The organism is Limnohabitans sp. WS1 (genome assembly GCF_003063265.1).
In the GTDB taxonomy this organism is placed as follows: Bacteria; Pseudomonadota; Gammaproteobacteria; order Burkholderiales; family Burkholderiaceae_C; genus Limnohabitans_A.
In genome coordinates this window covers 348,187-370,532 of the sequence record NZ_NERU01000001.1, presented here as the reverse complement: position 1 = coordinate 370,532, position 22,346 = coordinate 348,187, and the positions used below count along the sequence as shown (strand labels likewise).

Genomic DNA, 22,346 nt, shown 5'->3' with positions numbered 1-22,346 from the left:
CAAGCATGAGCACCTATGACAGCACCCTCCCCTACCCCCGCGACTTGAAGGGCTACGGCCGCCATGTGCCGCACGCCCAATGGCCCGGCGGCGCCCGCGTAGCGGTGCAATTTGTGTTGAATTACGAAGAAGGCGGCGAAAACTCGGTGCTGCACGGCGATGCGGGTTCCGAGCAGTTCTTGTCTGAAATGTTCAACCCCGCGTCCTTCCCTGAGCGGCACATCAGCATGGAAGGCATTTACGAATACGGCTCGCGGGCGGGCGTGTGGCGCATCCTGCGGGAGTTTGAAAAACGCGGCTTGCCACTCACGGTGTTTGGCGTGGCCACCGCGCTGCAAAAGCACCCCGAGTTGACCGCTGCCTTCCAGGAGTTGGGTTACGACATTGCCTGCCACGGCCTCAAGTGGATCCATTACCAAAACATCGACGAAGCCACCGAGCGCGCCCACATGGCCGAGGCGATGGAGATCATTCAAAAGCTGACGGGCGAACGCCCCTTGGGCTGGTACACCGGGCGCGACAGCCCCAACACGCGCCGCCTGGTGGCCGACTTTGGCGGCTTTGAATACGACAGCGACTACTACGGCGACGACCTGCCTTTCTGGATGAAGGTGCGCAAATCGGACGGCACCGATGCGCCGCAACTCATCGTGCCCTACACGCTCGATTGCAACGACATGCGCTTTGCGCTGCCCCAAGGCTATTCGCACGCCGACCCGTTCTTTCAGTACATGAAGGACACGTTTGATGCGCTGTATGCCGAGGGGGATCCCAGTGGTGACAACGCCCCCAAGATGATGAGCATCGGCATGCACTGCCGCTTGCTGGGACGCCCCGGCCGCATCACCGCGCTGCAACGCTTTTTGGACCACATCCAGTCCCACGACAAGGTCTGGGTGGCGCGGCGCATCGACATTGCGCGGCACTGGAAAGCGACACACCCTTATGTTGGATAAGCCCATTCCCTGTAGGAGCGGCGCCCCCGCCGCGAAGAATCCTCGCAGGCCACGAGTCATCGCCCCGAGGGCGGGGCTCCTACAAAAGTCAAAAACAGCACCAGGACACACATGCCTTTGACCCTTGAACAACTCAACAGCGCATCGCACGCTGAAGCCGCGCAGATGCTCGACGGCCTGTATGAGCATTCGCCGTGGATCGCCGAGCAGGCGCTCAACGAACGCCCCTTCACCTCGCTGGCGCACCTCAAACACGCCATGTGCGAAGTGCTGGCACACGCCGGGCGCGACGCGCAGCTGGGCCTGATCCGCGCCCACCCCGAACTGGCGGGCAAGGCCATGGTGAGCAAGTCGCTCACGGCCGAGTCCACCAACGAGCAAACCAAGGCGGGCCTGACCGACTGCACGCCCGAAGAGTTCGCCAAGATCCAGAAGCTCAACGCCGACTACAACGCCAAATTTGGCTGGCCCTTCATCCTAGCGGTGCGTGGTCCGCGCGGCATGGGCTACAACAAAAAACAGATCATCGATGCCTTCGAGCGCCGCCTGTTCGGTCACCCCGACTTTGAGTTGGCCGAGTGTCTGCGCAACATCCACCGCATCGTCGAGATCCGGCTGAACGACAAGTTCGGTGCGGAACCCACGCTGGGCCACCAGGTCTGGGACTGGCAAGAACAACTCGCGCAACATTCCGACCCCGGCTTTGCTGAACTGGGTCAACTCACCGTCACGTACCTCACCGACGCGCACCGCGCTTGCGCCCAGCGCATCACGCAAAACATGCGCGACTGCGGTTTTGACGAGGTTTATACCGATGCCGTGGGCAACGTGGTGGGCCGCTACCACCCGGCCACCACAGGCGGCAAATACCTGATGACCGGCAGCCACTACGACACTGTGCGCAATGGCGGTAAGTACGACGGGCGCTTGGGCATTTTTGTGCCCATGGCCTGCGTGCAGCAGCTGCACCAACAAGGCCAGCGCCTTCCCTTTGGCATCGAGGTCGTGGCCTTTGCCGAAGAAGAAGGCCAGCGCTACAAAGCCACCTTCTTGGGGTCTGGCGCCTTGATCGGAGACTTCAAGCCAGAATGGCTGGACCAGCAAGACGCCGATGGCATCACCATGCGCGCCGCCATGCAGCACGCGGGCTTGAACATTGAAGACATCCCCAACATCCAGCGCGACCCGGCCCAATACCTGGGCTTTATCGAAGTCCACATCGAACAAGGCCCGGTGCTCAACGAAGTGAACATCCCGCTGGGCGTGGTCACGTCCATCAACGGCAGCGTGCGCTACCTGTGCGAAGTCATGGGCACGGCCAGCCACGCGGGCACCACCCCCATGGACCGCCGACGCGACGCCGCCTGCGCCGTGGCCGAATTGGCTCTTTACATGGAACAACGCGCCGCGAAAGACGGCGACAGTGTGGCCACCATTGGCCAGCTGCAAGTGCCCAACGGCTCGATCAACGTCGTGCCAGGCCGCTGCCTGTTCAGCCTGGACATGCGCGCCCCCACCGATGCACAGCGCGACGCGCTGGTGGCCGACGTGATGGCGCAACTCGACCAAATTGCCGAGCGCCGTGGCGTGCGCGTCAAAGCCGAGCTCACCATGAGCGCCGCCGCCGCGCCCAGCGCTCCCGAGTGGCAAGCCCGCTGGGAACGCGCCGTGAGCGCCTTGGGTGTGCCGCTCTTCAAACTGCCCAGCGGCGCAGGCCACGACGCGATGAAGCTGCACGAAGTCATGCCACAAGCCATGCTGTTTGTGCGCGGCGAAAACGGCGGCATCAGCCACAACCCACGCGAATCCACCACCAGCGACGACATGCAACTGTGTGTCGACGCTTTCACCCATGTTTTGAACCAACTCTCTCAGGAACTGTCATGAGCGCTACCGCCCAACAATACGCACAACTCGACACTTGGATCGACGCGCACTTTGACGAACAGGTCAAGTTTTTGCAGGCTCTGGTGCAGGTGTCCACCGACACCCCACCCGGCAACAACGCACCACACGCCGAGCGCACCGCCGAGCTGCTCGCGCCCATGGGCTTTGACGCAGAAAAGCACCCTGTGCCTGCCTCCGAAGTCAACGCCTATGGTCTGGAGTCGATCACCAACCTGATCGTGCGCCGCAAATATGGCGAAGGCAAAACCATTGCCCTGAACGCCCACGGCGACGTGGTGCCCCCCGGCGAAGGCTGGACACACCCACCCTACGGCGGCGAGATCCATGGGGGTGCCATGTACGGCCGCGCCACCGCCGTGAGTAAGTGCGACTTTTCCACCTTCACATTTGCCACACGCGCACTCGAATCACTCAAGACCCCGCTCAAAGGCGGCGTGGAACTGCACTTCACCTATGACGAAGAGTTTGGCGGCGAAATGGGCCCCGGCTGGTTGCTGGCCAAGGGCCTGACCCAACCCGACCTGATGATCGCGGCAGGCTTCAGCTACCAGGTGGTCACCGCACACAACGGCTGCCTGCAAATGGAAGTCACCGTGCAAGGCGAGATGTCGCACGCGGCCATCCCCGACAGCGGCACCGACGCGCTGCAAGGCGCGGTGCACATCCTGAGCGCCCTGCTCGCGCTCAACACGCAATACCTGAAGGTCACGTCCAAGGTCGAGGGCATCACCCACCCCTATCTGAACGTGGGCCTGATCGAAGGCGGCACCAACACCAACGTGGTGCCCGGCAAAGTCAGCTTCAAGCTCGACCGCCGCATGATCCCCGAAGAGAACCCGGCCGAAGTGGAGGCGTCCATCCGTCAAACCATTGCCGACGCTGCGGCCAGCTTCAAGCCCCCACGCGGTGGCCATGCGCTGAAAGTGGATGTGCGCCGCATGCTGCTGGCCAACGCCATGAAACCGCTGGCGGGCAACCAACCGCTGGTCAGCGCCATCCAGAAACACGGTGAGCAAGTCTTCGGTGAAGCCATCCCGGCCTTGGGCACGCCGCTCTATACCGACGTGCGCCTGTACGTGGAGCGCGGCATCCCCGGCGTGATCTACGGCGCAGGGCCGCGCACCGTGCTCGAATCCAACGCCAAACGTGCCGATGAGCATGTGGAGCTGGAAGACCTGCGCCGCGCGACCAAGGTGGTGGCTCGGACGTTACTGGATTTGCTGGCTTGAAACTGAAGGTGCTTAGGCACCTTCAGAAAGGCAAACCTGCTTTTTCAAGCTTTGGGGCAATGAACTGGCGCGCCTTGGTTTCTGGCGTCATGTGTATTGCTCTCAGTGTGCGACGGTCTGAATGACGGCGAATTCGACTCTGAGTGTCATGAGTAATCCTTTAGAATCAGTCCTCTTGATTTCAAAATACAAGAAGTCATTTTCGAGCGCAAGGAGCACATCGTGGCTACCGTCAATCCCATCCAAAACTTGTTTGCTCGCCTGAGCCAAGTGGGTATTGCCGCGTCTTTCGCTCGCAAAACTTTGCCCAGCTGGTGGAGCGACGACATCGCCACCATCCCGTCTGGCTTGCAGCAAGCCCAGATGTATCTGTCGCGAGCCTTCAACATCAGCTTGGCCAGTCTGGCTGACCCCAAAGCGCCCGTGACTTTCTTGGAGACGGAGCGCAAATTCAAGCTCAACGAGCGTGTGGACCCTGCTGACGTTTTCGTCAGTGCGCACTACGCCACGGCTGTGGCCAAGATGGCGCTCAAAGGTTTCAAGCCCACTCAAGATCCTATCCCCAAAGATGCGGCTGCACTGCGCGACCACATCCTTCAATCGGCTGATTGCGTGAGCCTGCCCTCTTTGCTGGCTTGGTGCGCTCAAGCGGGCATCCCTGTTTTGTATGTGCACAAACTGCCCGCCAAAAAGATGACGGGCATGGTGGTGCGCGACGCTGATCGTTTTGCGGTCGTGCTATCACGCAAAGGCTCGCCCTCGCATTTGCTGTTCCACTTGGCGCATGAGCTGGGCCACATTGGCCACGGTCACCTGACGGGCAACGGCTTTGTGGTGGATGAAAAAATTGGCGATGCAGACCGAGGCGACGCCGACGAAAAAGAGGCAGATGCTTATGCCATCCGTCTAATCAATGGCAAATCGGTGTCGTATTCAGCCGCTGGTGCCCTTCGCAGCGGTGCTGCGCTTTACCGCGCTGCCTTCGCGCTAAGCCAAAAAGAGCGCATCGATGTGGGGCACATCATCCTGAATTACGGCAACACGCAAAAGGCCCATGCCTTGGCCACCCAAGCCCTCAAGCACATTGCCGGCGAGCCTGACGGTGGCGCACTGGTCAACACCTATTTCTGGCAGTCCTTCGACACCGAAGCTGTGTCGGAAGATCAATTGGAATTCCTTCAGACCGCTCTGGCCTGATCGTCTTTACTTGAGCCTTGTCAGCGATGATCATCCTGGCCGACAACGACATCGTCCACAAATTGGCATGTTGTGATCTTTTGAATTCTTTTTTGGAGTGGATCGGGTCACCGCCAGCCGAAGTTTGGGTCATCCCGAGCATTCCTTTTGTCCTCCGCAAGAAGCTCAAAAACAACCCCGCAGCTCTGGATTGCCTTGAAGCATTCTTGCTCAAGACTCAGCCCATTCCTAAAGCCTCGATTGAGCTATTGGAGCGCTACGAACAGCTGGATGAGGGTGAACGGCAGATGTTGGCTGTCTTGGTCGAAGACCATCGCATCACGCGGCTGGTGACAGGCGATAAACGCGCTTTGCGGCAGATTGCAAGGATGGTTTCAGGTGATTTGAACCTTTCCTTGCGCCTCAACCAGACGCGTACGGATTGCTTAGAGTCCGTCATGCTGGGCTTGATGGATCATTTTGGTTACCTGGTGATCAATGACAAGGCGAGTCTGGGTGTGGATTCAGATAAGGTGTTGAAAATGACTTTTGGGCCAGCGCGAAGTGAGGCTCACGCCCGTGAGGTGTTGAGTGTCTACCTTGAAGAACTCAAAAATCAAGCGAGTTTCATTCACGCTTAACTTTCCAAGTTCAGCGCCACGCCATTTTTTTCCTTCAAAGGTGATCGCCATGGGCAAACCAGTGAACATCCACGATGGGCTTTACAGCCAAGCCAAGGCCTATGCCGTGGCTGAGCGTCAAACCATCGCTGAACAGATCAATCTCTGGGCCATGGTAGGTAAAGCTGGGCTCGACAACCCAGATTTACCAACCGCTTTTGTTCGCGATCTCATCGTTGCACGCAGGCAAAATCCCGAGTTGGCTAAGCCGTTTGTGCCCGCCTCCACTGACCAACCTTGAACGATATGACCTCACCTGACCTCAACACCCTGCGCCAGCGTGTGCAGGCCTGCACCACCGACCAGGACGTGGCCGACTACCAGCGCGATGGCGCGGTGTGCATCCGCAACTTGTTCACGCCCGAAGAAGTGGCCCTGCTGCGTGACGGCATCGAGGCCAACTTGGCCCACCCCAGCCCACGCGGCATGGTGGCCAGTCGGCCGGACGACCCGGGGCGCTTTTTTGAGGACTTTTGCAACTGGCAGGACATCCCGCAGTTCAAGCGCTTCATCTTCGACACGCCCCTGGCCGCACTGGCCCAGCGGTTGATGCAAAGCCAGACGGTGCGTCTGTACCACGACCACCTGTTGGTCAAGGAACCCGGCACGCGCCAGCGCACGCCCTGGCACCAGGACCAGCCTTATTACAACGTGGACGGTCTGCAAAACATCAGCTTCTGGATTCCGGTGGACCCGGTGTCCCGCCCCTCCACGCTGGAGTTTGTCGCGGGCTCACACCGTGGCCCCTGGCTCATGCCGCGCACCTTCATGACGAACCAGGCCAAATGGTTCCCCGAAGGCTCGCTGGCCGAGTTGCCCGACATCGACAAGCACCGCGAAGACTTCCCCATCTTGGGCTGGGACTTGCAGCCGGGCGATTTGGTGTGTTTTCACATGCTCAGCCTGCACGCCTCAGCAGGCGTGGACGGCACGCAGCGCAGGCGCGTGTACTCGGTGCGCTTTTTGGGTGACGACATGACCCATGCGCCGCGCCCTTGGGTGACTTCACCGCCCTTCCCCGGGCTGGACCAAGAGCTGGCCGCAGGCGTGCCGATGGACCATGCGCTGTTTCCCTTGATTCAAACTTGACCCAAGGTCGGGCTGCCGATCGATCAATGGGGATCATGGCTCCATGTTTCGCACCTCAGCGTCACGGAGCCACCAACAATCACCCTCCGGTGAAGTCCTTCACCATGCTGCCGTACCACTGCAAATCTTCTTGCCACAGAGCGGGGCGGCGGAAGTTGTCGTCGGTCACGGTTTGCAGGATGTGGCCCTCGGGGCCCATCTTGTAATCAAACTTCACGCTGATGGCTTCGAGCGGTTCGGTGTTCACCAGCATGAAGCACAGGTTGTCGATGATGAGCGGCTTCATGGCCTGGTTTTTGGATTGCTGCGCGATGTAGGTCGACACGCTGCGGCCCATGCGGTTGGCCACATGGCCACTCTTGGGGTAGTGGCCAAACTGCGGCGACACCGCGCCCACGCTGTCGCCAATCACAAACACGCTCGGGTCGTCCTTCAGGTTGTAGAACTCGGGGTGCACTGCCGCCCAGGTGCTGGGTTTGCCGTCCGGTGTTTTGCCAATGGCGCCCATTTTCCAGACCAGATCGGCCGCTTGGTGGTGGCCCATGAAGATGGCATCGTCGAACTTGAAGTCGCCTGCCATCGTCTTGACGACCTTGTTGTAAGGGTCCAGCTCTTTCACGCCCGCGTTGGGCACGTAGGTGATGGTGTCGTGGTAAAGCTCGTCAAAAGCCATGCGGTAGCCGCCGCCAATGGGCATGATGCGGGGCTTGGGGTCGAGGATCAAAATCTTGGCCGGGATCTTGTTGCGCTTGAAATGGTCAGCCATCAGGCAAGCCCGCTCGTAGGGCGAGGGCGGGCAGCGGTGCGGTGGCGGGGGCAGCGTCATCACAAACGTGCCACCCTTGAAGCCTTTGATTTTTTGCTTGAGCGCCAGGTGCTCAGAGCTGGGTACATAGGCGCTGGAAAAATGCTTTTGGGTGTAGGCCGCCGCTGCACGGTCGTTGCCAAACCAGGGCTCGTAGGTCACGCGAATGCCAGCGGACACCACCAACCAGTCGTAGTCCACAAAGCCCTGCGCGGTGTGCACGCGCTTTTTGTCGCGGTCGATGTCGGTGATTTCGGTCTGCACAAAGGTGTAGCCCATGCGTTCGGCCGCGGCCGTGTACGAGTGCACAAGGAAAGACGTGTCCACCACGTCCACCAGCCATTTGTTGCTCAGCGGGCAGGACCAGAAGATGGGGTTCTTTTCGAGCAGCACGACTTCGAGGTCGGGGGCGTCTTCGCGCAAATGGCGTGCAGTGGCCAGGCCACCCCAGCCGCCGCCCAAAATGAGCACGCGGCGTTTTTTGCCCTTGGGCATCAGCTCGGTGGTGGGTGAAAACAAAAATGGCTGAGCGATGACAGCACGGGACGCAGCAGACAGCGCGCCCAGTGCTGCCGCGCCCTTGAGGAGGGTGCGACGTGCGGGGGTCATAAAGGACTTCCGTGAATGAAGGGAGAAACCTGTCGGCGCATACGAGGAGCGGGGCTCCAATGCCTCGAAGGCAGGTGGTGTCACGCCCATGGCGTGAACGCTCATGTTACGCGATCGATTCACCCTCTGGCGCTGAGTTGGCCCAGCGCACGCCAAGGCGCACCGGTTGGCATGCCCCCTCATGCACCAGCGACGGTCTGCCGCCCGATGCAAATCGTCTGACCTGGGTCATTACAGGGTTTTCACGCATCCACATCGCATTCTATTTTGTATACAGTTTGGAACACAAAGAGGCACACATCTAGTTTCTTTGCAGTTTTCCCCTCTGTTTACTTTTCAGGAGACCCCTCCATGAGTTCAACCATCCACCCCGTGGACGAGCATTTGCCCAATGGCAAGCTCGCCGCTTTGGGCCTGCAACATGTGCTGGTAATGTACGCCGGCGCGGTGGCCGTGCCCCTGATCGTGGGCCGCGCCCTCAAGCTCAGCCCTGAACAAGTGGCGATGCTGATTTCGGCCGACCTGTTTTGCTGCGGTTTGGTCACGCTGATCCAATCGCTGGGTGCCACACAGTGGTTTGGCATCAAACTGCCCGTGATGATGGGCGTGACGTTTGCGTCTGTGGCCCCGATGGTGGCCATGGCCAACAACAACCCGGGCGTGCAAGGCGCGGGGCTGATCTTTGGTGCCATCATTGGCGCGGGGGTGATATCGATCTTGATTGCGCCGATAGTCAGTCGAATGTTGCGGTTTTTCCCGCCTGTCGTCACCGGCACCATCATTGCCGTCATCGGCATCAGCCTGATGCGTGTGGGCATCAACTGGATTTTTGGCAACCCCTTTGGCCCCACAGCGCCCAGCATCCCTAACCCGGAACACCTGGCTTGGCTCGATGCCGCCAAACAAGCGGCCAGCACAGGCGCGGTGCCTCCAGTCCCAGCGGGCATGAACATCGTGGGCTCGGTGCCCAACCCCAAGTACGCACAGCTCTCGCACATCGGCATTGCTGCCATTGTGTTGGTGTCCATCTTGTTGATTGCCAAGTACGCCCGTGGCTTTGTGGCCAACATTTCGGTCCTGCTGGGCATCGTGATCGGTGGCATCGTGGCCACGGCCGCAGGCCTCATGAATTTCGACAAAGTCGGCAAAGCCGGCTGGTTTGACCTGGTGCTGCCTTTTGAAATTGCCGCCCCTGTTTTTGACCCGATCCTGATCCTGACCATGACCTTGGTGATGATCGTGGTGATGATCGAGTCGACCGGCATGTTCCTCGCTTTGGGTGACTTGACCGGCAAAAAAGTGGATCAAAAGATGCTCACCGCAGGTCTGCGCACCGACGGCCTGGGCACCCTGATCGGCGGCATTTTCAACACCTTCCCCTACACCAGCTTCTCGCAAAACGTGGGCCTGGTGGGTGTGACGGGCGTGAAAAGCCGTTTCGTCTGCGTGGCAGGCGGCGTGATCCTGATCGTTCTGGGTCTGCTGCCCAAAATGGCGGCCCTGGTCGAGTCGCTGCCCACTTTTGTGCTCGGCGGCGCGGGCTTGGTGATGTTCGGCATGGTGGCCGCCACCGGCATCCGCATTCTGGCCAACGTGGACTACAAGGGCAACCGCAACAACCTGTTCATCGTGGCGATTTCGATCGGCTTTGGCATGATCCCGCTGATTGCACCGCGCTATTTGCAGTGGATGCCCCACAGCATCCACCCCCTGATCGAGTCGGGCATCTTGTTGGCCTCCATCAGCGCTGTGCTCTTGAACCTGTACTTCAACGGCTCCAAGGGCGACAGCAGCGACGCCATCGAAGCGGCCAAACAAGCCGACTCGCATTGAGATGGTGCGGCAGAAGTCATGGCCACCCGGTCACGCCGGGTGCGGCATGATTTCTCCCAACAAGCCCTCCAAAAGCCAAGCCCAGCGCTTGGCTTTTTTGCTTTTTATGCAGGTAATCCGCAGGGTATTCGGTCCTCCAAATGGGTTACGCTTTCTAATGGATTCCCTTACTGAGCCAACGAGACACTTTCCATGAGCCAAAAACCACTCTCCCCCGCCGAAGAAGCCCTGCGCGACGCGGCCCGCGATTACCACCGCTTTCCCACACGCGGCAAGGTTTCAGTCAACCCGACCAAGCCCCTGTCCAACCAGCGCGATTTGTCGCTGGCCTATTCGCCCGGCGTGGCTTATCCCTGCCTGGACATTGAGGCCGACCCGTCCAAAGCGGCCGAGTACACCTCGCGTGGCAATCTGGTGGCGGTGATCACCAACGGCACGGCCGTGTTGGGCCTGGGCGACATTGGCCCACTGGCGGCCAAGCCCGTGATGGAGGGCAAGGGCTGCCTGTTCAAGAAGTTCGCGGGCATTGACGTGTTCGACATCGAGCTGGCCGAGCGCGACCCGGACAAGCTGGTAGACATCATCGCCGCCATGGAACCCACCCTGGGCGGCATCAACCTCGAAGACATCAAGGCGCCCGAGTGCTTCTACATCGAGAAGAAGCTGCGCGAGCGCATGAACATCCCGGTCTTCCACGACGACCAGCACGGCACGGCCATCATCGCCTCGGCCGCTATGCTCAACGGCCTGGAACTGGTGGGCAAAGACATTGGCAGCATCAAGCTGGCCGTCTCGGGCGCAGGCGCTGCGTCCATCGCCTGCCTCGATGTGATGGTGGGCCTAGGCGTCAAGATCGAGAACATTTTTGTCTGCGACTCCAAAGGCGTGATCTACGAAGGTCGCCCCGGTGGCTACGACGAATCCAAAGCCCGCTACGCGCAAAAGACCGACGCCCGCACGCTGGCCGATGCGGTCAACGGCGCCGATGTGTTCCTGGGCTGCTCGGCCCCCGGCGTGATGACGGTGGACATGATCAAGACCATGGCCCGCGACCCGGTGATTTTGGCGCTGGCCAACCCCGAGCCTGAAATCCGCCCCGAGCTGGCCAAAGCCGCCCGCCCCGACTGCATCATCGCCACCGGCCGCTCGGACTACCCGAACCAGGTCAACAACGTGCTGTGTTTCCCCTACATCTTCCGGGGGGCCCTGGACTGCGGCGCGACCAAGATCACCGAGGCCATGAAGCTCGCCTGCGTGCGCCAGATTGCCGACCTGGCCAAGGCCGACATCAGCGAAGAAGTGGCCAGCGCCTACGCGGGCAAAGAACTGTCTTTTGGGCGCGACTACCTGATCCCCACGCCGTTTGACTCTCGCCTGATTTTGCGCATCGCCCCGGCCGTGGCCCAGGCCGCCGCCGACTCCGGTGTGGCCACGCGCCCCATCACCGACATGGACGCCTACCGCCAGCAGCTGCAAAGCTTTGTGACGCAAACGGGCATCCTGATGCGCCCCATCTTCAATGCCGCCAAGGCGGTGCCGCAAGACGCCAAACGCGTGGCCTATGCCGACGGCGAAGACGAGCGTGCCCTGCGTGCCGCCCAAATGGCCATCGATGAAAAAGTGGCCCACCCGATCCTGATCGGCCGCCCCGGCGTGATCGCTGCCCGCATCGAAAAAGCCGGGCTGCGCATGCGCTTGGGCGTGGACGTGGACAACGTCAACCCTGAAGACGATGCACGTTTTCGCCAGTATTGGGAGCACTACCACCAGCTGATGAAGCGCAACGGCGCCACGCCTGCGGTGGCCAAGGCGGCGGTGCGCCGCTCCAACACCATCATTGGTGCCTTGATGGTGTCGCTGGGAGATGCCGATGGCCTGATCTGCGGCCTGACAGGCAGCTACATGACGCACCTGGAACGCATCGACAGCATTTTGGGCAAACGTGCGGGCGTGACCAACTACGCCGCCGTGAACGCACTCATGAGCGACTTGGGGCCGCTGTTCATCACCGACACCTATGTGAATGAGGACCCCAGCGCCGAGCAGCTGGCCGAGATCGCCTACATGGCGGCTCAAGAAGTTCAGCGCTTTGGCATCGTGCCCAAGGTAGCGTTTCTTTCGCATTCGAGCTACGGCTCGTCCAAACGGGCATCGGCCCGCAAGATGCGCCAAGCGCGTGACCTGTTTGTGGCGCAGCACCCCGAGATCGAGTGCGACGGCGAGCTGCATGGCGACGCCGCCCTGCAGCCTGAAATCCGCAACGTGTACTTGGAAGACAGCACCCTGAGCGGCTCGGCCAATTTGCTGGTGTGCCCCAACTTGGACGCGGCCAACATTTTGTACAACGTCATGAAAACCACCACCAGCGGCGGTGTGACCGTGGGCCCGGTCCTGATGGGGGCGGCCGGCACCGCGCACATCCTGACGCCTGCAGCCACCGTGCGCCGGGTGCTCAACATGACGGCCCTGGCCGTGGCGCAAGCGCACCATTGAGGCACTCAAGCAGCCCAGCCCCTGTGCGCAGGGGCTGGGCTGCATGCGCTTTGAACAGCTCAAAAGCCCTTTTTTGGTGCGAATTTGTCACAAAATGGCACCCCAACAGGGCATCTCAGCCGCATCTCTAGGGGATGGACCTGACATTCAGCGTCAGGACCATGGTCGATAATGGCACCGAATTTGCTAGACAAGATTCACCGTTTATTTGACCCTGGAGCCCCTCATGAACAAGCGTTTCTTACTCAAGGCCACGGCCGCATTGGCTGCTGTTGCCTCTTTTGGTTTGGCACAAGCCCAATCTACGGCCATCAAATTTCAGATGGACTGGCGCTTTGAAGGCCCTTCGGCTTTCTTCTTGTTGCCTGCGGCCAAAGGCTATTTCAAGGACGCCAAACTGGACGTGACGGTGGACTCAGGCAACGGCTCGGGTGGCGCGGTGACTCGCGTGGCTTCGGGCACCTATGACTTGGGCTTTGCCGACTTGGCCGCCCTGATGGAATTCCACGCCAACAACCCCGACGCCCCCAACAAGCCTGTGGCCATCATGATGGTCTACAACAACACCCCCGCCTCGGTGATGGCGTTGAAGAAGTCCGGCATCAAGACCCCCGCTGACCTGGCCGGCAAGAAGCTGGGTGCGCCCGTGTTTGACGCTGGCCGCCGCGCCTTCCCCATCTTCCAGAAAGCCAACGGCATCGGCAACGTGGCTTGGACGGCCATGGACCCACCGCTGCGCGAAACCATGTTGGTGCGCGGTGACGTGGACGCCATCACCGGCTTCACCTTCACCTCGCTGCTCAACATCGAAGCGCGTGGCGTGAAAGCCGAAGACGTGGTGGTCATGCAGTACCCCGATTTCGGCGTCAAGTTGTATGGCAACGCGATCATCGCCTCGCCCAAGATCCTGAAAGAAAACCCAGCCGCTGTGAAAGCGTTCCTGGCCGCCTTCACCAAGGGTGCCAAGGACGTGATGGCCGACCCCGCCAAAGCCATTGAATCGGTCAAGGCCCGCGACGGCATCATCAACGTGGCGCTCGAAACCCGCCGCCTGCAACTGGCCATTGACACCGTGATCAACAGCCCCTCGGCCCGCGCCGAAGGCTTTGGCCAGATCAACGGCCCCCGCATGACGCTGATGGCTTCGCAAGTGTCGGATGCCTTCAACACCAAGACCCGCGTCAAGTCTGAAGACATCTGGAACGGCTCGTTCTTGCCCACCGCCAAAGAGCTGGACATCCTGCCCAAAGGCAAGAAGTAATCCTGCGCCAGCTTCGGGGCATGCCGCCCCGGCGCTCCGGGCCCACCGCCACCCTGCACGGGTCGGTGGGCTTTTACAGGGCGTAGCGTGTATACACTTTCGAACACCATTTTCGAGCTCTCACCATGACCCAAGAATCATTCGTTGATTTCCAGAATGTCTGGCTGGCCTACAACGACGAGTTGCTGGCGCAAAACCACTTTGCTGTCGAAGACATCAATCTGCAGGTCAAGCAAGGCGAGTTCATCGCCATCGTTGGGCCATCAGGCTGCGGCAAGTCCACCTTCATGAAGCTGACCACCGGCCTGAAGATGCCCAGCAAAGGCCGCATCCTGGTCGACGGCCAGCCGGTCACTGGTCCGCTCAAGATCAGCGGCATGGCGTTTCAGGCCTCGTCGCTCTTGCCTTGGCGCACCACGCTCGACAACGTGCTGCTGCCGCTCGAAATCGTGGAGCCCTACCGGTCAAACTTCAAGCAAAAACGCGAAGAGTACGCAGAACGCGCCCGCAAGCTGCTGAACACCGTGGGCTTGGCTGGTTACGAAGACAAGTTCCCCTGGCAACTGTCGGGCGGCATGCAGCAACGCGCCAGCATCTGCCGCGCCCTGATTCATGAGCCCAAAATGCTGCTGCTCGACGAGCCCTTTGGTGCGCTCGACGCGTTCACCCGTGAAGAACTCTGGTGCATCTTGCGCGACCTGTGGACCGAGCAAAAGTTCAACGTCATTCTGGTCACGCACGACCTGCGCGAATCGGTGTTTTTGGCCGACACGGTGTACGTGATGAGCAAGAGCCCTGGCCGCTTTGTGGTCAAGCGCGAGATCGACCTGCCGCGCCCGCGTGATCTGGAGATCACCTACACCCCCGAATTCACCAACATCGTGCACGAGCTGCGCGGCCACATCGGTGCCATGCGCAAGACCGGTACAGCCATCAACCAATAAACGGGAGCTACGCACATGAAACAAAAAACGCTGGAACGCTGGTCCCCCTGGGTTTTGCTGGTCCTCAGCATTCTGATCTGGGAAGGCCTGTGCCGCGCCTTCAACGTGTCGGAATTCGTCTTCCCCAGCCCCTCGCGCATCGCACAGCAAACCGTCGAATTCAAAGAAGTGATCGCCGGTCACGCCTGGCGCACCTTTTGGGTGACCATGGTGGGCTTTGGCATCGCCATCGTGGTGGGCGTGCTGCTGGGCTTTGTCATCGGCAGCTCACGTCTGGCCTATGCCGCTGTGTACCCGCTCATGACGGCCTTCAACGCCCTGCCCAAAGCGGCCTTTGTGCCGATTTTGGTGGTGTGGTTCGGCATCGGCATCGGCCCGGCCATCCTCACGGCCTTCCTGATCAGCTTCTTCCCCATCATGGTGAACATCGCCACGGGTTTGGCCACGCTGGAGCCTGAGCTCGAAGACGTGCTGCGCGTGCTGGGTGCCAAACGCTGGGACGTGTTGGTCAAAGTCGGCCTGCCGCGCTCCATGCCTTACTTCTATGGCTCACTCAAAGTGGCCATCACGCTGGCCTTTGTCGGCACCACCGTGTCCGAGATGACGGCTTCCAACGAAGGCATTGGCTACCTGCTGATCTCGGCAGGCTCGGCCATGCAGATGGGTCTGGCGTTTTCTGGCTTGGTGGTGGTGGGCGCGATGGCCATGGTCATGTACGAACTGTTCAGCTACATCGAAAAGCACACCACCGGCTGGGCGCATCGCGGCTCACAAGGCGAGTGAAGCGCTTGCTCTTGTGCGTGTGATGCCGTCGGCCAACCTCAGGAAGTGGATCCAATGACTTGGCTGGCCCGACTCGATTTGGACTACACGCTCGAAGCCGAGCGCAGCGTGGCCCGCTACCTGCACCAAGGCCCGCTGCGCATCTTGCAAAGCCTCTACCCCGAAGGCGATGCGGTGTGCCACAACGTGCTGGTGCACCCGCCCAGCGGCCTGGTGGGTGGCGACACGCTCGACATGCGTGTCACCGTGGGCTCTGGCGCACATGGTTTGGTCACGACGCCCGGGGCCACACGCTTTTACCGGTCAGAAGCGGGCTTGGCCACGCAACAGGTTCATGCGCGTGTCGAGGCGGATGCCCGACTGGAATGGCTGCCCCTCGAAGCCATTGCCTACAACGGCTGTGATGGCCTCAACCGCGCTGTGTTTGACTTGGCACCCGGGGCTGAGTTGATCACTTGGGACATCACCGCTTTGGGCTTGCCCGCCGCAGACCTGCCTTTCGCTCAAGGCACCTTCCGTCAGCACATGGAAATTCCCGGCGTGTGGCTGGAGCGCGGCACGATCAGCGCCACCGACACCCGATTGATGAACAGCCCGCTGGGCCTGGCAGGCCAGCGCTGCATGGCCACGCTGGTGTTTGCAGCGGGCAGCGCCATCGCGGCTGAACGCTCAGATCGCGCCTTGGCCTGTGCGCGTGAATTGCTTGAAGCGGCTGAACTGCGCCTGACCGCCGGGGCCACATCGCCACACCAACAGGTCATCGTGCTGCGGGTGCTTTCGCCTGTCACCGAACCTGCGATGCAGCTGCTGCGGCAAGTGTGGGCGGCATGGCGGCATGAGATGTGGGGCTTGCCAGGGGCTGTGCCACGGCTTTGGAATCTTTAGGCCGCACAATACCGTTTGGCTCAAGTCAGGATAAAAAACGGGGAGACGGTATGAGTGAGCTGATCATCTATCAGAGCGACGATGGCAAGGCCGGCGTGCAATTTCGTCCCATGGACGGGAACATTTGGTTGAACCAGCAAGAGATTTCCGAGCTTTTCAACACAAGCAAACAAAACGCCAGTCTGCATATCAAAAACATTTTGGCCGAAGGCGAATTGAGGTCAGAGGCAACTGTCAAGGAATCCTTGACAGTTCAAACTGAAGGTCGGCGCAAGGTACAACGGCAGGCCTTTTTGTACAACCTTCCTTTGATTTTGGCCGTTGGCTACCGCGTGCGTACAGTGCGTGGCACCCAATTCCGCCAATGGGCCACTGCCCACCTGACCGAATACCTGGTCAAAGGTTTCGTCATGGACGACGAACGCCTCAAGAACCCGGGAGGCTGGGATTACTTCGACGAACTACTGGCGCGCATCCGCGAGATCCGTGCGTCCGAAAAGCGGTTTTACCAAAAGGTGCGGGAGCTGTTTGCCCTGAGCAGCGACTACCAGGCCAATTAACAGAGCGCACAACTCTTCTTTGCCGAAGTGCAAAACAAGCTGCTCTACGCCGTCACACAACACACCGCAGCCGAAATCATCCGAGACCGGGCTAATGCAAACGCCCCCAACATGGGTCTGACCACGTGGGAAGGCAGCCGTGTTCGCAAGGCCGACGTGATTGTGGCCAAAAACTATCTGATCGCCGACGAGGTGGACACCCTCAACCGACTGGTCGTCATCTTTCTGGAACAAGCCGAGCTGCGCGTCAAAGACCGACAGCCCCTGACACTGGACTACTGGCGCCAAAAGTGGATCGTCTGCTGAGCTTCAACGACAAACCCATCCTGCAAGGCAGCGGCAAGCTGAGCAATGAGAGTGCCAAGCAAATCGCCCACGAGCGTTACGACAGCTTCGACGCCCAGCGCCGCCTGGCCGAAGCCCAAGCCGCCGATGCGGAAGATTTGAAGGCGCTGGAAGCAGTGGCGAAACAAAGATCCTCGACACCCTAGCCAAGATGCGGAGAAATTGGCTTAAAGCCCAGAGGCTGAGTTCCGCTTCAGGCTGGTTGCAGACATCAGGCCAAGGTCATTGACGGGCCGTAGCTGACCCAAAGCCGACACCAATCACTTGTTGGCGAATTTTGATCATTAGCAATGAATGCCAGCCGAAGGCCTACTGATAAATTCGAGTAGCGCGGACCTCTCTCTAGAAATCCGCAATCATCTGACCATCAGATGGATATTCGCGTACCCAGTTCCACCACTGCGTTGCCTGGTAATCTGAAAAACTCCACTACCCCACCGGCGTTTTGGCTCATGGTCGCGAAGAGCTTTTCGCGCCAGATCGCCATGCCGGCTCCTGGGGTCGGTACGACGGTTTCACGGCTGAGAAAGTAACTGGTCTCGAACATGGGTACCGTCAATCCGTGTGGCGAGGTCAATTCCAGAGCTTTGGGTACGTCAGGTGTATCCATAAAGCCATAGTTCACCTGAACACGCCAAAAGCTATTGCCCAGTGGCTTGACCTCTAGTCTTCGTGCCAGCGCAACCCATGGGACATCCTCAAAATGCACCGTGAGAATCACGTTCTGCACATGCAGCACCTGGTTGTGTTTGAGGTTATGGAGCAGCGCTTGGGGCACTGTCTCAGGGTCGGCTACTCCGTAGACAGCTGTTCGTTCTGCTCTGTTCAAGCTGCCGGGGTCAAGTTGGTCGATGAAATCTTGCAGCGACAGTCCGTCACGGCGAGTGCTGTCCATCATCAACTCGCGACCTCGCCGCCAGGTGCTCATCAAAATGAACAGCGCCAGACCCAGTGCCAGCGGGAACCAGCCTCCGTCGAGGAATTTGATAGCGCAACCTGCTACAAGCAGCACATCAATCAAAAGGAAAAATACGGTGGCTCCGATGGCCAAAGGCGCAGGCAGGCGCCAGGATTCTCTGACTACAAAGTACGTCAGCATGGTGGTGATCATCATCGTCAGAGTGACCGCAATGCCATAGGCGCTGGCCAGTGCCGACGAACTGCCGAAGAACAGCACGACGGCCAACACGCCTGCCAACAGCGCCCAATTCACCCCAGGCATGTAAATTTGACCCATTTCGCGGGCGCTGGTGTAGTGCACCTTCATGCGCGGCAAAAAGCCCATTTGCATGGCCTGTTTGGTCAGCGAATAGGCGCCTGAAATGACCGCCTGCGAAGCAATGATGGCTGCCAGCGTGGCCAGCACCAGCGTGGGGATCAGCCAGGCTTCAGGGAAAAGGCGGTAGAACGGATTCTGGATCGCAGAGGGGTCGCCCATCAGCAATGCGCCTTGGCCCAGGTAGTTGAGCGCCAGACCCGGTAAGACCAAGCCGGTCCAGGCAATTTGGATGGGCTTTCGTCCGAAGTGGCCCATGTCAGCGTACAGCGCCTCCGCACCCGTCAACGCCAGAACGATCGCGCCCACAGCCGCGAACATGTGCCAGCCACGATTTGACAAAAATTCCCACGCGCGCAGCGGGTTCAAGGCAGCCAAAATAGAAGGCTGTTGAGCAATGTGCCATACCCCAACTGCGCCCAGCACGACGAACCACAAAATGATGATGGGTCCAAAGAATCGCCCGACCACGGCAGTCCCAAAACGCTGCATGAAGAAAAGGCCAATCAAAATGGCCATCGTTGCCGGAACCACATAGGGCTTGAGCGCCGGCGTCAGAACCTCCAAGCCTTCCATGGCACCGAGCACTGAAATAGCCGGGGTGATCAAACTGTCCCCGTAGAACAAAGTGGCACCCAATACACCCAGCAGCAACAAACTGCGGCGCAGAGCCGGACGCTTTTCAACTGCACGTGCGGCCAGCGCCGTCAGTGCCAGTCCACCCCCTTCACCGTGGTTGTCCGCACGCAAAATCAGGATCACGTACTTGAGTGTCACCACCAGCATCAGCGCCCAGAAAATGGTGGACACCGCACCGATCAGATGCAGCGCATCTAAAGGCACGCCCGTGTGCGGTGCAAAGATTTCCTTGACGGTGTAGAGCGGGCTTGTGCCAATATCACCGTAGACGATGCCTATCGCGGCCAATGTCAGTGCCGCGAGGCCCTGTTTGCCAGGCGTTTGATCATCTGGATTGGGCGTATCGGACATTGGGGAATTTTGCATGGAGGCTCCATTGCTGAACATAGCCTTGACGATGCCTCACACCGCGTTAGGAATGCATAAGTGCCTGAGCTGACTCAGGCATCGGCATCCGGTTCAGCCAAGCGGTAACCTACCCCGGGCTCGGTCAGGAGGTGTTGTGGATCGGTGCTGTCGGCTTCTAATTTGGCACGCAACTGGCCCATGTACAAACGAAGGTAATGGGTCTGATCTGTGTGCTCAGCCCCCCACACGTCCAGCAGCAACTGGCGATGTGTGACCACTTGGCCCGCTTGGCGCACAAGGCGAGCTAAGAGAGCGTATTCGGTAGGCGTGAGCCGTACTTCAATTTCTGCCAGTTGCACTCTGCGGGTTTTCAGGTTCACCTGCAAGGGACCGTGCTGGTAATTCAGTAGTGCCGGTTCGGCGGCGTGGCCGCGATGACGCAGGGCCACGCGGATGCGTGCCAGCAGTTCGCCGATGCCAAAAGGCTTAACCAAGTAGTCGTCAGCGCCTTGGTCAAGCAGTTGAATTTTTTGCCCTTCGGCCTGGCGGGCTGAAATGACAATCACGGGTACGCTGCTGCTGCGGCGCAGATCCGTCAACAGCGATTGACCGTCCCCGTCTGGCAAGCCCAGATCCAGCACGATCAAGTCCATGGCCATTCCTGGCGTAACGTGCTTCAGCTGCGCCCGAGCGTCGGCAAGGCTAGCGGCCGTTTTCAATTCATAGCCCTCGACTGACAGCGCTTCAAACAAAGAACTGCGCAGCAACCGGTCGTCTTCGACCAGCAATATGCGTCTGCTCATGTTTGCACCTCAGGTACTTGCGCCGTTGGTAGCGGTGGGCCACCGCCTGCAATAGGCAATCGGCATTCAAAGAGACAACCGCCTTCACCCCTCGCACGCAGCTGCAACTCGCCATGGTGCGCCCGAGCGATGGCACGGCACACGGCCAAGCCAACGCCAGCACCTCGATCAACATGTGAATTGCTCGTTGATGGCGCGATCTCGCCCCGCTGGAACACCTCGAACACTTTCTCTTGCCACGATGTAGCGATACCGGGGCCACGGTCACTGACAGTCAGTACTAAAAATTCGCTGTCGTATTTGGCATGCAACTCCACTAGCGTGTCGGCTGGACTGTACTTGAGGCCATTGTCTAAAAGGTTATCCAGAAGTTGCGAGACCAGCAGTGCGTCACACCACAGCAGGGGAATATTTGGCTCTACCCAGACCTGCAACCGGCTTCCATCGGGTCGTCGCCGAATGCGGCGCAATACCGCACCCACAAGTTCTTCGGTCGATTCCCAGTCGCAGCGCAATGTCACTGCAGGAGCATCCAGGCGAGCCAGCTGCAAAGTGTTGTCGGTCAGTCGCGCCAAGCGCTCACTTTCTTCAACGATGCCAGCGGCGAGTCGTCGCCGCTGATCAGCTTCCATACGGTCACCTTGCTCCAAAATGGAAGACGCAGCGCCCATTATGGTGGCCAGTGGCGTGCGGTAGTCGTGCGAGATGGCCGCCAGCAATGCATTGCGCACAGCCTGCAGCTGGGCTTGTTCCCGAGCCTGTTGCTCCTGTGCAGTGATCAATGAGCGCTGCAAGGCACCCCCCATTTGATCGCAGAGCGCCTGCAAATGGGGTCGAAGCTGCAGCCCATTTGCATGACCGCCCAAGCCGGTGATCAGTGCAGCGCCCAGTGTGACCTGACGACCGCGCAATGGCAAATAGACATCAGCCAATTGTTCATAACGACCGCTTCCAGGCCCCATCGCATTGCCTTCTCGTACACACAGAGACAGACCAGAGCGTTGTTCATCGGTGGTTTCGCCAAGAAGCAAGGCTGCAGTTTTTTCTGTTTGTTCATCGATCGATCGCAATACCGATACAGCCACAGGGGTGCCGGTCGCCTCTTGAAGAGCTATGCGCAACGCAGCGGCATGGGCCGCCGGGTCGCTGGCATCACGCAGTGTGTCCCCCCATTGGCGAAGTCGTACTTCCTGATCAGCCAAGTTGCGTGCGGCCTCTGTCAAGCGACGCTGGCGAATGACAAGTCCTGCAATGATCCAGTTCACCAGAAGCAATGCCAACAGCAGCAATGCGTTTTGGTAAATATCCACCGTGAAGGTGAACTTTGGCGGGACGAAAAACCAGTTGAAGGCCAACACAGCCCCTGAACTGACGAGCATGCTCGCCCAGCCTGCGAGCCATAAAGAGGACAGCGCCGAGGCCAATACCAGCAACATGGCAAGATTGGCCAGATCCAGCTTGTGCTCCAACAGGGTCATCGCAGCCCAGGCAATTGCCCAGATCGTTAGCGCAAAGCCAGTGCGTTTGAGTTGTTGAGAAGTCATGATGCGAGCCTACCGCAACGTGCATTAGGAAGTTATATGGCAGCAATGGCACACGTCGGCGTTTCATCATTTAGTGCACTTTTAGGAGCGCACATTTCGATTGGCCGGTCACCACATCATCTGATCTGTTACTGCATGCAAGTTAATGACGGCTTGAAGCAGGTAGCAGACGGGCAGCTG

Annotated in this window: 18 protein-coding genes and 1 pseudogene; 15 read left to right on the top strand and 4 right to left on the bottom strand. The window is 59.6% G+C overall.

All coding sequences use genetic code 11. The annotated features are described in order from the left end of the window. The first annotated feature begins 5 nt into the window (after positions 1–5). The 7 genes from puuE (at position 6) to B9Z48_RS01710 (ending at position 7,038) form a co-directional block, all read left to right on the top strand. Complete coding sequence (puuE, locus tag B9Z48_RS01740) at positions 6–956, top strand: allantoinase PuuE (RefSeq protein ID WP_108376939.1); 951 nt, start codon at positions 6–8, stop codon at positions 954–956. Positions 957–1,067: 111 nt separating this feature from the next. Continuing rightward, positions 1,068–2,843 (top strand): 2-oxo-4-hydroxy-4-carboxy-5-ureidoimidazoline decarboxylase, encoded by a 1,776-nt coding sequence (gene uraD, locus B9Z48_RS01735; protein WP_108376938.1) that lies wholly within the window; start codon positions 1,068–1,070, stop codon positions 2,841–2,843. Continuing rightward, positions 2,840–4,093, top strand: a complete 1,254-nt coding sequence (locus B9Z48_RS01730; RefSeq protein WP_108376937.1) for a M20/M25/M40 family metallo-hydrolase — start codon at positions 2,840–2,842, stop codon at positions 4,091–4,093. Before uraD ends, B9Z48_RS01730 begins: the two co-directional genes overlap by 4 nt. A gap of 222 nt (positions 4,094–4,315) precedes the next feature. Continuing rightward, positions 4,316–5,290, top strand: a complete 975-nt coding sequence (locus B9Z48_RS01725; protein ID WP_108376936.1) for a hypothetical protein — start codon at positions 4,316–4,318, stop codon at positions 5,288–5,290. Between the two features lie 26 nt (positions 5,291–5,316). Continuing rightward, positions 5,317–5,910 carry a hypothetical protein gene (locus tag B9Z48_RS01720; RefSeq protein ID WP_089952984.1) on the top strand — a complete coding sequence of 198 codons (594 nt, stop codon included), beginning with the start codon at positions 5,317–5,319 and terminating at the stop codon, positions 5,908–5,910. Continuing rightward, the gene (locus B9Z48_RS01715; protein ID WP_233260982.1) at positions 5,870–6,190 is read left to right on the top strand and encodes a hypothetical protein; all 321 of its coding nucleotides are present in this window, start codon (positions 5,870–5,872) and stop codon (positions 6,188–6,190) included. Before B9Z48_RS01720 ends, B9Z48_RS01715 begins: the two co-directional genes overlap by 41 nt. A gap of 5 nt (positions 6,191–6,195) precedes the next feature. Continuing rightward, a complete protein-coding gene (locus B9Z48_RS01710; RefSeq protein WP_108376934.1) occupies positions 6,196–7,038 on the top strand; it encodes a phytanoyl-CoA dioxygenase family protein in 843 nt (280 codons plus the stop codon). Positions 7,039–7,117: 79 nt separating this feature from the next. On the opposite strand, the gene B9Z48_RS01705 is transcribed toward B9Z48_RS01710, so the two are convergent. Further along, on the bottom strand, positions 7,118–8,452 hold the full coding sequence (locus B9Z48_RS01705; RefSeq protein WP_108376933.1) for an FAD/NAD(P)-binding oxidoreductase: 1,335 nt from the start codon (positions 8,450–8,452) through the stop codon (positions 7,118–7,120). A 351-nt stretch (positions 8,453–8,803) separates the two neighbouring features. On the opposite strand from B9Z48_RS01705, the gene B9Z48_RS01700 reads away from it, so the two are divergent. The 8 genes and pseudogenes from B9Z48_RS01700 (at position 8,804) to B9Z48_RS21755 (ending at position 17,702) form a co-directional block, all read left to right on the top strand. Then, positions 8,804–10,285, top strand: a complete 1,482-nt coding sequence (locus B9Z48_RS01700; RefSeq protein WP_108376932.1) for a nucleobase:cation symporter-2 family protein — start codon at positions 8,804–8,806, stop codon at positions 10,283–10,285. Positions 10,286–10,477: 192 nt separating this feature from the next. Beyond that, entirely contained in the window at positions 10,478–12,778 is a 2,301-nt protein-coding gene (locus B9Z48_RS01695; RefSeq protein ID WP_108376931.1) for an NADP-dependent malic enzyme, read from the top strand. Between the two features lie 226 nt (positions 12,779–13,004). Beyond that, positions 13,005–14,039 carry an ABC transporter substrate-binding protein gene (locus tag B9Z48_RS01690; RefSeq protein ID WP_108376930.1) on the top strand — a complete coding sequence of 345 codons (1,035 nt, stop codon included), beginning with the start codon at positions 13,005–13,007 and terminating at the stop codon, positions 14,037–14,039. 125 nt (positions 14,040–14,164) lie between these two features. Further along, on the top strand, positions 14,165–14,983 hold the full coding sequence (locus tag B9Z48_RS01685; protein WP_108376929.1) for an ABC transporter ATP-binding protein: 819 nt from the start codon (positions 14,165–14,167) through the stop codon (positions 14,981–14,983). Between the two features lie 15 nt (positions 14,984–14,998). After that, the gene (locus B9Z48_RS01680; RefSeq protein WP_108376928.1) at positions 14,999–15,766 is read left to right on the top strand and encodes an ABC transporter permease; all 768 of its coding nucleotides are present in this window, start codon (positions 14,999–15,001) and stop codon (positions 15,764–15,766) included. Positions 15,767–15,820: 54 nt separating this feature from the next. Continuing rightward, a complete protein-coding gene (locus tag B9Z48_RS01675; protein WP_108376927.1) occupies positions 15,821–16,651 on the top strand; it encodes an urease accessory protein UreD in 831 nt (276 codons plus the stop codon). 50 nt (positions 16,652–16,701) lie between these two features. Then, positions 16,702–17,517, top strand: a pseudogene (rhuM, locus tag B9Z48_RS01670) (RhuM family protein). Further along, the gene (locus B9Z48_RS21755; protein ID WP_233260981.1) at positions 17,502–17,702 is read left to right on the top strand and encodes a hypothetical protein; all 201 of its coding nucleotides are present in this window, start codon (positions 17,502–17,504) and stop codon (positions 17,700–17,702) included. Before rhuM ends, B9Z48_RS21755 begins: the two are co-directional and overlap by 16 nt. Positions 17,703–17,923: 221 nt before the next feature. On the opposite strand, the gene B9Z48_RS01665 is transcribed toward B9Z48_RS21755, so the two are convergent. The 3 genes from B9Z48_RS01665 to B9Z48_RS01655 form a co-directional block, all read right to left on the bottom strand. Further along, a complete protein-coding gene (locus B9Z48_RS01665; RefSeq protein WP_233260980.1) occupies positions 17,924–19,837 on the bottom strand; it encodes a potassium transporter Kup in 1,914 nt (637 codons plus the stop codon). A gap of 74 nt (positions 19,838–19,911) precedes the next feature. Continuing rightward, positions 19,912–20,622, bottom strand: coding sequence for a response regulator (locus B9Z48_RS01660; RefSeq protein ID WP_108376925.1), 711 nt, complete (start codon positions 20,620–20,622; stop codon positions 19,912–19,914). Beyond that, on the bottom strand, positions 20,619–22,166 hold the full coding sequence (locus tag B9Z48_RS01655; RefSeq protein ID WP_108376924.1) for an ATP-binding protein: 1,548 nt from the start codon (positions 22,164–22,166) through the stop codon (positions 20,619–20,621). Before B9Z48_RS01655 ends, B9Z48_RS01660 begins: the two co-directional genes overlap by 4 nt. Positions 22,167–22,346 lie beyond the last annotated feature (180 nt).

Coding starts and splice junctions, on each gene's coding strand:
- puuE (WP_108376939.1), top strand. CDS start 6: ATGAGCACCTATGACAGCACCCTCCCCTACCCCCGCGACTTGAAGGGC.
- uraD (WP_108376938.1), top strand. CDS start 1,068: ATGCCTTTGACCCTTGAACAACTCAACAGCGCATCGCACGCTGAAGCC.
- B9Z48_RS01730 (WP_108376937.1), top strand. CDS start 2,840: ATGAGCGCTACCGCCCAACAATACGCACAACTCGACACTTGGATCGAC.
- B9Z48_RS01720 (WP_089952984.1), top strand. CDS start 5,317: ATGATCATCCTGGCCGACAACGACATCGTCCACAAATTGGCATGTTGT.
- B9Z48_RS01710 (WP_108376934.1), top strand. CDS start 6,196: ATGACCTCACCTGACCTCAACACCCTGCGCCAGCGTGTGCAGGCCTGC.
- B9Z48_RS01705 (WP_108376933.1), bottom strand. CDS start 8,452: ATGACCCCCGCACGTCGCACCCTCCTCAAGGGCGCGGCAGCACTGGGC.
- B9Z48_RS01700 (WP_108376932.1), top strand. CDS start 8,804: ATGAGTTCAACCATCCACCCCGTGGACGAGCATTTGCCCAATGGCAAG.
- B9Z48_RS01695 (WP_108376931.1), top strand. CDS start 10,478: ATGAGCCAAAAACCACTCTCCCCCGCCGAAGAAGCCCTGCGCGACGCG.
- B9Z48_RS01690 (WP_108376930.1), top strand. CDS start 13,005: ATGAACAAGCGTTTCTTACTCAAGGCCACGGCCGCATTGGCTGCTGTT.
- B9Z48_RS01685 (WP_108376929.1), top strand. CDS start 14,165: ATGACCCAAGAATCATTCGTTGATTTCCAGAATGTCTGGCTGGCCTAC.
- B9Z48_RS01680 (WP_108376928.1), top strand. CDS start 14,999: ATGAAACAAAAAACGCTGGAACGCTGGTCCCCCTGGGTTTTGCTGGTC.
- B9Z48_RS01675 (WP_108376927.1), top strand. CDS start 15,821: ATGACTTGGCTGGCCCGACTCGATTTGGACTACACGCTCGAAGCCGAG.
- B9Z48_RS01665 (WP_233260980.1), bottom strand. CDS start 19,837: ATGCAAAATTCCCCAATGTCCGATACGCCCAATCCAGATGATCAAACG.
- B9Z48_RS01660 (WP_108376925.1), bottom strand. CDS start 20,622: ATGAGCAGACGCATATTGCTGGTCGAAGACGACCGGTTGCTGCGCAGT.
- B9Z48_RS01655 (WP_108376924.1), bottom strand. CDS start 22,166: ATGACTTCTCAACAACTCAAACGCACTGGCTTTGCGCTAACGATCTGG.